Consider the following 12,041-nt stretch of genomic DNA (forward strand, 5'->3'; position numbering starts at 1 on the left):
GCTTGTTCCCTGTGTCGAGGTTATGTCGCGGAGAAAGGAAGTGAATTGGAGCGCAAATACGAGCTCGATTTATGAGGGCTTACTGAGGTCGTGCAAATGAGTCGTTAAGTCAGTGCAAATACCTCCAGGTGTCAGCGGGTCTGGGAGAAATAGCTCCAGCCAACGGTGTGTTTAACTAGTCTTCCAATACCACTTACTCAAGGATGATCCCCATGTCAGATAACTCTGAAGCCAACATAGCCACAGCGGACGCTCTCACACTGCTCCTGCACAACCAGCACGCCCTAGCAGCCGCCCTTGAAGAGGTGACCAAATGGATCTCAGAGAATGGAGTGGAAAGTGTCGCCGTTAACGCAATGGGGGCCATGGAAACGCTCGACCAAAATGCCCGAGCCATCACTGATGCGATTATGCGGCTACGTCAGTTATAGGCATCCTCTAACGCCCGCTACACGCTTGCAAGTACCGAAGTGATTCTGTTGAATTAACCTGTAACCTGTCGCTTTATTCGTTGGATCTGATCATTTGAGATGTGGGGAGTCCGATGCGAATTGACCAGCCTTGTTCCCCACCGGAGAGTAGTGTTCAGGAAACATTCCGGTAGCTGGAAACTGCCTCGCCAAGATTAGCTGTTAGAATTACACTGGTTTAGTGATCAGGCGCTTGAGAACCAGCATGAACAAAAAATTGACCGAAGAAGAGATGCGCCAAGCATTGTTCGGCAACGCTGAAATAGCTGCGCCGATGAGCACCGTTCCCGTGGAAAAAATCCAGCCGGACTTCGTTGCCGCACCCGTATCAAAAATGGCGAAAAAGAAAGCCCCCAAAGCCTTTACCCCAAGGCTTCGGGTAACTCTTCGTGTGAGCAATGAGTTTGAAGGAAAGACGCTTGAGATCGCCCATGAAGCCGATACTCTCAGTACGTTGCTGGCAGAGCAGGAAGCCACCAAAGCAGCCAGAAAAAAATTCCGGTATGTAGAAGTGGCGTCGGTCCAGTCGATGTAAACCATATTTCCGAGTATGCGGTAAGTCAGTCTGCTTCTGGCCCAGAGTGTGTAAAAACGCCTTCGCGAACACTCGCTATGATTTCAGAATTCATCGCAAGGATCGCCATGACTTTTATCCAAGGGGAATATCGAGGCCAAGGCACGTTACTTCCCGAAAGCCTTGACGATTACGTCAGCGATACAAATCCGGTGCGCATAGCCGACGCCTTCGTCGATGAACTCGACGTGGCCAGTCTGGGTTTTGACGGTGCTATTCCTGTTGATACAGGCCGGCCTGGTTACTACCTCGCAATCCTGCTGAAGATCTATATCCACGGTTATCTCAACCGCATCCAGTCGAGCCGACGTTTGGAACGAGGAGCCCAGCGCAACGTCGAGCTGATGTGGCTGCCCTGGCGTTTGATGCCAGATTTCAAAACCATCGCTAACTTCCGGAACGACAACAGCAAGGCCATCCGAGGCGTCTGTCGCCAGTTCGTTGTGCTGTGTCAGCAGTTGGGACTGTTCGGAGAAAATTTGATCGCCATCGATGGCGGTAAATTCAAAGCAGTCAACAACCGCGACCGCAATTTTACCAGCGCCAAGCTGAAGCGGCGAATAGAAGAAATTGAATCGAGTATCAATCGTTAGCTGGCGGCACTCGACTCTGCCGACCAGCAAGAACCCACAGCTTCCGAGCCCAGCGCCGTGCGGCTGGAAGAGAAAATCGCCAAGCTTAAATGCAAATGAAGGAACTTCAAGCGATGGCAGCGCGTGGGCGTTGTACGCCGGTACGATATTGATAGGCACTGGGGTCGCCCTGGGCAACGTGCTGCTGCCCGGCCTGATCAAACGCGACTTCCCGACAAAAATGGCGTCCATGACCGGCCCTTATTCCATAACGATGGGCGCAGCGGGCGCTGTCGGTTCAGCCGTAATAGTGCCGCTGACCCAATCATGGGGATGGCCGATGGCCCTGAGTTTGTTGGTCGCAGCCCCATTATTGGCGCTGGTGGTGTGGCTGCCGCAGTTGAAAAAACACGGACACGTAAATCTGTCCGGTCCGAAACAAGCGCCAACCGTGGCCGTCTGGCGTTCGCCGCTGGCATGGCAGGTCACACTCTTCATGGGACTGAACGCGATGCCTTTTTATGTCGCCGTCGGCTGGCTGCTGACGATTCTGATAGACCATGGCATATCCCCGGAGCCAGCAGCCACCGTACACGGCACGCTTCAACTGACCACGGCCATTCCCGGCCTGATTCTAACGGCCACGCTTCGCCGTCTCAAAGACCAGAAACTGGCAGCCGCTACCGTCAGCCTGTTAACCGCCTCATCCCTGATCGGGCTCATTTACGCGCCAGACTACGCCATGTTGTGGGCCGCGTTCCTGGGCTTGGGCTCTGGTGCCATCATGATGCTCGGTCTGACCTTCATCGGCTTGCGCACAAAAAATGCCGGTGACACGGCGGCACTTTCAGGAATGGCGCAGTGCGTCGGCTACCTGATGGCAGCTGCAGGCCCCTTGCTGCTGGGCCAACTGCACGATTGGACCGGTGGCTGGACAGCACCGCTGCTGATCACAGCCGCAATCTCCGTAGCCGGCGCATTCACTGGCATGCTGGCCGGGCGCAACGTTCAACTTGAACATGCTGAATCATCGTCGCGAACAAGCCCGGCAATCCAGTCAGCGAATGCACTCACGGCTGGCGAAAGAAAGCGCTGATGAGGGTATAGCAGGTGCACAGGAACCGATGCAGGCTGCCAGTCAGCAAGCACTTCGACCAGCCGCCCTTCTCGCAGATGCTCGCTGACCACGTTCTCGGCGAGCTGCACCAACCCAAAACCTTCAAGGCACATTTTGATGTAGAGCCCAGTCTCGTTGACGGCCGCTGTGCCGTTGACCGGGACTGAGACCTTTTCAGCGCCACGGGCAAAGCGCATTTCACCTGCTTGCCTTGCGCGGCCTGATAAGTAATGAATGGATCGATGGTGAGACAAATCTTGCGGGGTTTGCGGAGTACCGTTCTCTTCGAGATAGGCGGCAGACGCACAGGTCACCCAGCGAAACCGTCCGAGTGGGCGCGCAACGAGCGTTGAGTCATCGAGCTCGCCTGTACGAATGACGCAATCGACACCCTCCTGAATCAGATCAACCTGCCGGTCATTGACGCCTATCATCAGATAGATATCCGGGTAGCGCCGGTAAAAGTCTTGCAGATTTGGCATGACGATGAAGTGTGCAATGCCACCCGGCATATCGACACGCAAACGCCCCTGTGGCCGTTTTACGGAATCCGTCAGGCTGTTCTCTGTGTGTTCGATCAGCTCCAATATTTCCCTGCATTGCGCCAGATATTGAGCGCCCTCAGGCGTCAGGCTGACTCGCCGCGTTGTTCTGTTCAGCAGGCGCACCTGCAAGTACTTCTCAAGATTTTTAACGCTGCTGGTAACTGTCGAGGCCGGCAGAGAGAGCGTCTGCGCCGCCTGGATAAAGCTTCCTGCTTCAGCCACACGGACGAAAACCTGCATCGCTTGAATACGGTCCATGACTGTTAGCAGCCTCAAAGCAGTGATCGGGAAAGGTCTTATTATTCGTAGAAATTGAATAACTAAAACAGTTTTACACCTTTTTCCCGCAGTATCGCCTTGCGTACATTGCTTCCAACGAAATTTGAAGAGGTGTACAGAAAATGGCTGAATATAACCGCAGCATCGTGCAAGGCCCAGCCGCTCCGGCCGGCCGCACACTTATCCGTGGCGCCACTGTGTTGAGCATGGATGGCGATATCGGCAATCTGGCGCGCGGCGATATCCTTATCGAAGGCAGCACCATCACGGCCATTGGTGAAAACCTCGAGGCAGGCGATGCTGTTGTTATCGAAGCATCCGGCATGATCGCCATGCCGGGCATGGTTGATACGCACCGTCACTCCTGGGAAGGGCAACTGCGTCGAATCAATCCAAATGCCGAAACCCTTGAAGACTACTGCAACGCCACGCACTTCTCGTTCGCTAAATACTATCGCCCGGCTGACATGTATATCGGCAACCTGCTGACTGCATTGGGCTGCATCGATGCCGGCATCACCACCGTGGTCGATAACTCGCACAACAGCCGTACCGGCGCGCATTCTGACGCCGCAGTCGAGGCATTGCTCGATGCTGGTATCCGCTCTGTACACGCCTCCGGTGCGCCAGTTTCCGGTGAGTGGGACAAAGCCCACTGGCCCGGCAACCTGGAGCGCCTGCAGGAAAAATACGTCAAGAACGGCGACAACCCACTGCTCTCGCTGGCGGTGATGGCGCAGCTGGAGCTTGAGCTGTGGGCTGAAGCCCGGCGTCTGGGGCTGCCGATCATTACCGAATTTTTCGGTGGGGACATGGCAGCTGAGCTGGAGGGTTTGCATCGCGAGGGTCTGCTGCGCCCCGATAACATCTTCAACCACTGCACCTCGCTGCCGGACGCCGGCTGGAAAATCCTTCGCGAGGCTGGCGTGCGGGTCAACGTATGCCCGCGTTCAGATGCCCACTACGGCATTGAAGATGGAATGTTCGCCATGCAGTCGGCCCAGCGTCACGGCATCAGTCCGGGGCTGAGTGTCGATAACGAAACCTCCTACAGCGATGACATGTTCATGGAGATGCGGGTGGCGTTCTACCTGCAGCGCGTCATGGGCATGCACCAGCAGCGCTGCTGCGGCGCAGAACATCATCCGGTGACCCTACCTGCTCATGGCCTACTGAAAGCCGCCACTCTCGACGGCGCTACCTGTGCCGGATTGCAGGACAAAGTCGGCAGCCTGGCCCCCGGCAAACAGGCCGACCTGATCCTTATAAACGCGCAGGACATCAACCTTTACCCGTCAGGCAACGCATTCGGCACCGTTGTACACGCGGCCGAACGCAGTAATGTCGATACCGTCATTATTGGCGGGCGCATCGTCAAGCAGGGCGGCAAGGTGCTGGGCGTGGACAGCGAAAGGCTGCGTGCGGCGATCGACGAATCCCGTGAGCATCTGTTTGCTGCTGCAGGCTATCAGCCGGATATGTTTGCCGAGAAATTCCTGCCGCTTGAGTCAGCCAAGTAAGGAGGCGTGAGATGAACGCAGCCTACTACCTGCTGGCCGTCTGCGCAGGGCTTGGCATCACCCTGCAGACCACGCTGAATGGCCAACTCGCTAAAGGCGTGGGTGGAGATTCGGTCGCGGCGGCGCTGTTCTCTTTTACTGCCGGTGCGTTATGCCTGAGTATCTTTTCATTGATGCGCGGCGGGATAGTGGTCTCACTGGCGGCTATACCTGCCCAGCCCTGGTGGAGCCTGCTGGGCGGTCTGCTGGGTGCCGGCGCGTTGCTTAGTTATGTGGTGCTTGCGCCAAAAATCGGTCTGTCAGCCCTGCTGGGCCTCGCTATCGCCGGGCAGATTATTTCGTCACTGGTTATCGATCACTTCGGCTTGATGGGGGCATTGGAAAGGCCGGTGTCTCTCGTCAAGTTGGCCGGGGCAATGGTGATGCTCGCAGGCCTGGCCATCGCTCTGTTCGGTGACAGGTGGTTAGCGCTTTTCTCCAACTGACTGCCTTGTTTATCCCATCCTGTTTCGTAGGACGCAACCATGTTTAAAGCCCTAACCGACACCACCAGTCTTCTTGGCGAGTGTCCTGTCTGGTGTGAAAGAACCGAACGCCTGTTCTCGACCGACATCCCCGGCCGCGAGTTGCGTGCTCTGGACCCCGAAAACGGCGAAGTGCAGCGATGGTCCCTGCCAGAGCCGCTAGGGTCATTTGCCCTCACGGCAGACGAAGACATATTGCTGATGGGACTGGCATCCTGCTTGGGCTACTACAACCTGAGCTCCGGTCGTTTCAGCAAAGTCACAGCCACCCCTGGCGTGGCAGGAACCCGGATCAATGATGGCCGCTGCGACCGTATGGGAAACTTCGTATTCAGCACGATGGACACCGGCGAGCCGGTGCAAACCATAGGCAGATTTCACCGGCTCAATGCCGCGACGCTCGAGACAGAAACGCTGGACCTTCCCGAAGTGGCGATCCCGAACAGCATCTGTTTTAGCCCGGACGGTTTCACCATGTATTACGCGGACTCCCTGCAAGGATGCATTTTCTGCTGCGATTACCCATCGCTAGAAAACCAGCGTGTATTCACTACAGTCAACGGTCAGGGTGCTCCAGACGGTTCTTGTATTGATGCGCATGGTTTTCTCTGGAGTGCGGAATGGGGCGGTAGCAGAGTCGTGCGTTACGCGGCAGACGGCAAAGTTGACAGCGTGATCGGCTCCCCGTGTATTCAGACCACTTGCCCGGTCTTAGCGGGACCTGGTTATGAAACGCTTTACTGCACCAGCGCAAGGATAGGGCTGGATAAGCCGGCAGATTTCGATGGCACGCTGATAAAGCCGAAGCCGTTTTAGCTGCCGGATTGCCTGAAGAGCGATTTGCAGGACGACTGCACTGAATAGTGGGTTCTAGCCTGTCGCGCCGTTCTGAATGCCAATTGGTAGACGCGTATGAATGACCGCTTCTGGCCGAGGCTGTGTAAAAACGTTTTTGAGCGCGCCATGTGCCCAAAACCGGACTGAAAATCGCGTTTCTACGCAAAATCCACATCTTCAGACGTGCCGATAAATTTCAGATTTAACGTAGACGCGCACACTTCAATTTTGGCGAAGCGTTTTTACACACTCTGGGCCGAAAGCTGCCTTTCCTGACCGGCAGAAATCGGCGAGCAGCGGCCGTAATTCTCCTATAGTCAGAGAGCCCCCGTTGCCCAAACGCCTCACGTGCGAACTCCAAAAAGCTGCTCAGCTTTGGGGGCAGTCTTTGGTCAGGGGCGTAGAGCATATGCGTCCTTCACTGTCTCGATGCCGAAGGCGAAGCCCTCGGCCCGGTCGGCGGCGTGCAACGTATCGGCCACGGTGCTCGCTTGGGCAATACTCTGTTCAGCAACTTAAGGGCTCGGACATGCACCGCTTGCGGGAAGTCCAACGCCACGAAGGGGTCGATCACGCTGTTCATGCCCATTTCCAGCATTGAAGCTCGCGGGCTGCTCGACCGCAAGGTCGTATTGTTCTGCCTGGATCAACAGCCAGCCACCCGGCTCGTTGCGCCCGTCGGTGATCGGTCCTTGCAGCAACAAGCCACCCGGCAGGATCACGCGCAAGGCGTTCGCTTCATTCGGGCCCTGCAGGTAACGGTCGAACTCGTGCGAAACCGTCCGGTACCGACATTACGCACGCGGGCGTTCAATTCCAGCATGGTGAGGTCCTTCGACGGCTGACCCAAGTACAGTGACAGCACGGTGGCGGTCGCCAGGCCTTCATAGGCGTATGACATGGGGCAGCGTCCGACGCATTGACCAGAAAGTTAGCGTGGCAGACCAGCACCGGGAGAGTGGTTGCCGCCAGCGCAAAAAAAGGCCCCCACGCCTGAGTCAGGTGTTGGGGGCCTGTTGAACATAAACGGCGCATCAAAAAAGCCATCAATCGCGCTAAAAGGCTAACGCGACTCCTTGGCGTTGAGCATTCCAGCCGGCGGCGTACGGCGACGTTCGAGATCGTCCCACTGCTCAGGCCTGCGCTGCTCTCCACAATACGTGCAGACATATTCCTCCGGATTTAAGTCCAGGTAGTAACCCTTGCGTATATAGGGATGACCACACTTTTTTTTGAAGTCTTCACTCCGCTTTTCGAGTTCTTCAGAGACATTCCGAATTCCCTCTCAGACACGATGTTCCGCGCGTCTACTCACTACATATTTCACTGTTCAGTCAACCCGTATGAGCGGACCACGCCTTCGCTTCAATAGAACTTCCCCATTTCCTTGAACTGCTCGGTCGCCTCGATCAGCGCGCTGATAATCCCTGGTTCAGACGGCGCATGGCCTGCGTCGTTTATGATCTTCAGCACCGAGTCTGGCCAAGCTTTGTGCAAGCGGAAAGCGGAATTGGGCGTGGCAATCATGTCGTGTCCACCCTGGATGATTTTGCACGGGAGATGCTTGATCGCCTCAATGTTGGCTATCAGTTGGTCTTCTTCAAGAAACAGACGGTTTTTAAAATACCAAACGTCAAGGCGTCCCATGCCGGTACTGGTTGTTTGATCGGCGGCTTGTTCTTCAACCCCGTCCGGATCGTGGCGTAACAACGAACAACTTGCCGAGTAGCGAACCCAAGCGCGAATGGCTTCTCCGCTTGATTTCTCGTCGTCGCTCGTCATTCGATCGAGATAAGCCTGCAGCAGATCCTGGCGCTCCTCCTCGGGAATGAAGTTCACGAAATCCTCGTGTGCTTGTGGGAAAAACCGACGCATGCCATGGATGAACCAGTCGATCTCATCTTCGGTGCCAAGGAATACGCCCCGTAAGATGAAACCCAGACAGCGCTGCGGATGAGCCTCACCATAAGCCAGAGCGAGCGTGGTGCCCCACGAGCCACCGGTTATCAGCCAGCTTTCGATATCCAGATGCTTGCGAAGTGTTTCCAAGTCGTCGACCAGCGCCTGTGTCGTGTTGTTGCGCAATTCTCCCAGTGGCGTCGAACGGAGGGCGCCACGTTGATCGAACAGCACGATGCGGTAGTGATCGGGATCCCAGAACTGGCGCTTGCCGGGTGGCGCACCTTCACCGGGGCCACCGTGCAGGTACACCACTGGGACTCCGCCAGGGTTGCCGCTTTCCTCCCAATAGAGGGTATGAGGTTCATCGACTTGCAACGTACCGCTGCGTCGCGCTTCTTCGATGGCAGGGAACAAGTTGTAGGTGACTTCACAAGGAGCTTGCATTATTCATCCTCTCGGCAAACTGCTGGTGCCTCATAGATTCCTGACTTCGGCACCGAGTCGATGGCGGGCCGCTCGGAGTGGCCTTGTGAGGTTCCAAGCGGCCCAAGGTCATGTCGGTACTCATCGGCCACGCAGGCTGCGCGTGGAGGTCAGAACATGCTCCAGTTGCGGTTCTGCCAGCGCCATGTGCATGGCCAGGTCCTGCGCCTGTTCCCATTGCAGATCGGGGCGTAACCATACCTGCGCATCCTCGGCAGTGAACGCCAGCAGGCGCTGCTGTCTTGTGGAACTGTCGTTGTGCATGACCAATACGAGCCCGTCACAGCCATTGAAGTGTTCACTGACCTGCGCCAGCGCCGCGAGGAAGATCGGCCCGTTCTCGCGTGACGTGGTGTAGCTGAGGCGGTGGCTGTTTTTCAATTGCTCGGGTTCGCAGGCTTCATACCAACCGTCAACCGCTACTAGCATGCGTCCGTCGCGCTTCACCCGGTCGAATACCCTCGAACGCATTACAAGATGGAGTGGCAGATGAGTCATCGGCGGCATTGTTCCCATCGACCAGAACGGTTTCCAGCCCCAACGAACCTTGATGCATTCTAGGACGCCGTTGCGGCTGTGTATGGCATTGACCTGCATGTTCGGTTTGATCACGTTTCGGCTGTCCTGCGGTTCAAAGGTTCGGTGCAGGCTACTATCCGCAATGCCAGTTGCATTCCCCACGCCTTGGTTTTGCACCTTGGCAAACAGCGCTTCGAAACCCTCGGCTACATCATATTGAACAATGTATTCACACATCGCGAAACTCCTGGCAGTGGCACTTCTAAAGAGTCTGCCGCGTCGCGTCTTATCAATTTTTACGGATTGAATGCGGCAGATTATGTAAATGCGAACCAAGGTGTTGCCTGGCGGTTCGAAACTCCTTTTGTTGAGCAGACGAACGGCAAAAAGAATTTGCGTTTCATCGGCTTAGGTGACCACTCATCGGATGCTGCCGTTTAAAAACTGAGGTGATAGCTCGATCTTTTTGTCGTCATTCAATCGGCTTCCAAGCAAACCAGGAGGGCAGCGGATGTCAGTTAAGTCAGACAAATACCGGGACGCTCCAGAGCGCCCCGAATCACCGTCAGCAGGTCATATCGAGGTCGATTGCTTGATTGTCGGCGCCGGCCCTGCAGGGTTAACGGCGGCGGTTTATTTGAGTCGTTTCCATCGGCGAGTCGTGGTCGCCGACGGGGGGCAAAGCCGTGCAAGCCTAATTCCGCTTTCGCACAATTATCCCGGCTTTGCGCCAGGCATATCGGGCAACGATTTGCTCGATCGATTGCGCGAGCAGGCCGTGTCTTACGGGGCGACGATTGAAGCCGGAAGCGTGGAATGTCTGCGCAAAGACCACACTGGTTTCGTTGCGCAACTCAACGGACGAGCGCTGAGCGCGCGGCGTGTGGTGCTGGCAACTGGAATCGTCGATACCTTGCCGCAGATGGATCGACCCTACGATGGCATTGCACACTCGGTGATTCGGCTGTGCGCCATATGTGATGGCTACGAAGTCAACGGTGACAACGTGGCGGTATATGGCGAAGCACACTGTGCTGTTGAGCACGGGCTATTTTTGCGCAACTTCACCGACCACGTGACGGTGCTGGCCGAGGGTGATAGCGAAGCTGGTGAGGACGTGAGCGCGAGAGCGCGGTGCGCCGGTATACGTTTGATTAGGGACCGGGTCGAGTACATCGAAGTGAGGGGCGGCAAAGTCTACGTAAAAGCGGGGAAAGGTGAAGATTACTGCTTCGATATCGTCTATCCATCGCTGGGCTCACGGTATCGCTCGGAGCTAGCGGTGCAACTGGGCGCGCAGGTGGACGAGGAGGGCGCTTTGTGCGTTGACAACCATCAGCGCACATCGATTGACGGGCTTTACGCTGTCGGGGATGTCGTGGACTCGCTCAAGCAAATTAGCGTCGCTACAGGCCAGGCGGCGGTCTGCGCGACTGCTGTGCATAACAGCCTGGAACTACGTCTTTGGGATCGGTTACGGGACGAAAGAACCGTTCGGGGTACCGCTTGAGTACATAAGCGGAATAGCGTCTTCGGTCAAAATAGTTTCAGCCTAACCAGCGTAACACCGCGAGCTCCACGGTAGAGGTCATCGGACACTTCAATTCACCGTTTCGATCTCTAAATCCTGATAGCACGTATTTATTCGACGTGGAAGTCAGGCAACCCGCGATGGGGGGGCTTGCTATGATGATTTTCAGCACCGAGTCTGTCCAGGCTTTATGCAAGCGAAAAGCGGAGTTGGGCGTGGCAATCATGTCGTGCCCCCCTTGAATGATCTTGCACAGTAGGTATTTGACTGCCTCAATGTTATTTATCAGTTGGTCTTTTCCAAGAAACATCCAGTTCTTGAAATACCAAACATCAAGAAGTCCCATGCTGGTGCTGGTCTTTTGATCGGCGGCTTGCTCTTCAATGCCGTCCGGATCGTGGCGCAATAATGAACACTGGCCGAGTAACGAACCCAAGCGCGAATGGCTCCGCCGCTTGAAACCTCGTCATCGCCTGTCATTCGATCAAGATATACCTGCAGCAGATCGTGCCGCTCCTCCTTGGGAATGAAGTTAATGAAATCCTCAAGTGCAAGGGGAAAACCGGCGCATACCGTGGATGTACCAGTTGATTTCATCTTCGGTGCCCATGAATACGCCCCGGCAAGGTGAAACCCAGACAGCGCTGCGGATGAGTCTCGCCATAAGCCAGAGCGAGCGTGGTGCCCCACGAGCCACCGGTGATCAGCCTGCTTTGATGCTCGCGAAGTTTTTCCAAGTCCCCGACCAGCGCCTGCGTCGTGTTGTTGCGCAGTTCTCCAAGTGGCGTTGAGCGAAGGGCGCCGCGTCGATCGAACAGCACGATGCGGTAGTGATCCGGATCCCAGAACTGACGTTTGCCGAGCGGCGCTCCTTCACCACGGCAGCCGTGCAAGTACACGACTGGAACGCCGCCAGGGTTGCCGCTTTCTTCCCAGTAAAGGGAATACTTGGGTATGCGGCGGTGCGCTGATGCTGCTGGGAATTGCCCTTTACGGGTGCAACCGCTTGGCGACTACAGTTGCGGAGTCTGGTTGCATGTGCGACTAGCCGTCGTAGCTAACCGTTCGTCTGAGGATGATCAAAAAATTTCGATGCCCTCCTCAGATCTCTTTGTCATCAATTAGAGCGGAGAATTCAGGTGCCGGCTCGTTGAAACATTCACTTGGT

General features: G+C 55.9%; 13 protein-coding genes and 1 pseudogene. 9 read left to right on the forward strand and 5 right to left on the reverse strand.

Going from position 1 to position 12,041, the window contains the following annotated elements; all coding sequences use genetic code 11:
- Positions 1-212: 212 nt before the first annotated feature.
- The 4 genes and pseudogenes from C4J91_RS10115 to C4J91_RS10130 all read left to right on the forward strand — a co-directional run bounded on the left by C4J91_RS10115 (position 213) and on the right by C4J91_RS10130 (position 2,712).
- Positions 213-431 (forward strand): hypothetical protein, encoded by a 219-nt coding sequence (locus C4J91_RS10115; protein ID WP_124362177.1) that lies wholly within the window; start codon positions 213-215, stop codon positions 429-431.
- Between the two features lie 244 nt (positions 432-675).
- A complete protein-coding gene (locus C4J91_RS10120; protein ID WP_124362178.1) occupies positions 676-1,005 on the forward strand; it encodes a hypothetical protein in 330 nt (109 codons plus the stop codon).
- 107 nt (positions 1,006-1,112) lie between these two features.
- Positions 1,113-1,753, forward strand: a pseudogene (locus tag C4J91_RS10125) (transposase); the annotation flags it as partial.
- 62 nt (positions 1,754-1,815) lie between these two features.
- Positions 1,816-2,712, forward strand: coding sequence for an MFS transporter (locus C4J91_RS10130; protein ID WP_256681671.1), 897 nt, complete (start codon positions 1,816-1,818; stop codon positions 2,710-2,712).
- On the opposite strand, the gene C4J91_RS10135 is transcribed toward C4J91_RS10130, so the two are convergent.
- On the reverse strand, positions 2,625-3,536 hold the full coding sequence (locus C4J91_RS10135; protein WP_124362179.1) for a LysR family transcriptional regulator: 912 nt from the start codon (positions 3,534-3,536) through the stop codon (positions 2,625-2,627). The two genes, C4J91_RS10130 and C4J91_RS10135, sit on opposite strands and share 88 nt — an antisense overlap.
- A gap of 143 nt (positions 3,537-3,679) precedes the next feature.
- Here C4J91_RS10135 and C4J91_RS10140 point away from each other — a divergent pair, with 143 nt between their 5' ends.
- From C4J91_RS10140 to C4J91_RS27530, 4 genes are all read left to right on the forward strand, one after another.
- A complete protein-coding gene (locus C4J91_RS10140; RefSeq protein WP_124362180.1) occupies positions 3,680-5,077 on the forward strand; it encodes an amidohydrolase family protein in 1,398 nt (465 codons plus the stop codon).
- An 11-nt stretch (positions 5,078-5,088) separates the two neighbouring features.
- Positions 5,089-5,562, forward strand: a complete 474-nt coding sequence (locus tag C4J91_RS10145; protein ID WP_124362181.1) for a DMT family transporter — start codon at positions 5,089-5,091, stop codon at positions 5,560-5,562.
- A 39-nt stretch (positions 5,563-5,601) separates the two neighbouring features.
- Complete coding sequence (locus C4J91_RS10150; RefSeq protein WP_256657465.1) at positions 5,602-6,417, forward strand: SMP-30/gluconolactonase/LRE family protein; 816 nt, start codon at positions 5,602-5,604, stop codon at positions 6,415-6,417.
- 602 nt (positions 6,418-7,019) lie between these two features.
- Positions 7,020-7,283, forward strand: a complete 264-nt coding sequence (locus tag C4J91_RS27530) for a hypothetical protein (protein ID WP_164484523.1) — start codon at positions 7,020-7,022, stop codon at positions 7,281-7,283.
- Positions 7,284-7,803: 520 nt separating this feature from the next.
- Here the strand turns inward: C4J91_RS27530 and pip are convergent.
- Both pip and C4J91_RS10165 read right to left on the reverse strand, forming a co-directional pair.
- A complete protein-coding gene (gene pip / locus C4J91_RS10160; protein ID WP_124362182.1) occupies positions 7,804-8,784 on the reverse strand; it encodes a prolyl aminopeptidase in 981 nt (326 codons plus the stop codon).
- Positions 8,785-8,904: 120 nt separating this feature from the next.
- Positions 8,905-9,579, reverse strand: coding sequence for an SOS response-associated peptidase family protein (locus C4J91_RS10165; RefSeq protein ID WP_124362183.1), 675 nt, complete (start codon positions 9,577-9,579; stop codon positions 8,905-8,907).
- A 274-nt stretch (positions 9,580-9,853) separates the two neighbouring features.
- On the opposite strand from C4J91_RS10165, the gene C4J91_RS10170 reads away from it, so the two are divergent.
- On the forward strand, positions 9,854-10,852 hold the full coding sequence (locus C4J91_RS10170; protein ID WP_124362184.1) for an NAD(P)/FAD-dependent oxidoreductase: 999 nt from the start codon (positions 9,854-9,856) through the stop codon (positions 10,850-10,852).
- Between the two features lie 37 nt (positions 10,853-10,889).
- Here the strand turns inward: C4J91_RS10170 and C4J91_RS27755 are convergent, their stop codons facing one another.
- Complete coding sequence (locus C4J91_RS27755) at positions 10,890-11,309, reverse strand: hypothetical protein (RefSeq protein WP_256657894.1); 420 nt, start codon at positions 11,307-11,309, stop codon at positions 10,890-10,892.
- A gap of 157 nt (positions 11,310-11,466) precedes the next feature.
- On the reverse strand, positions 11,467-11,772 hold the full coding sequence (locus C4J91_RS27760) for an alpha/beta fold hydrolase (RefSeq protein ID WP_256681672.1): 306 nt from the start codon (positions 11,770-11,772) through the stop codon (positions 11,467-11,469).
- Between the last annotated feature and the right edge of the window lie 269 nt (positions 11,773-12,041).

The sequence above is a fragment of the Pseudomonas sp. R3-52-08 genome (assembly GCF_003851745.1).
Lineage (GTDB): Bacteria > Pseudomonadota > Gammaproteobacteria > Pseudomonadales > Pseudomonadaceae > Aquipseudomonas.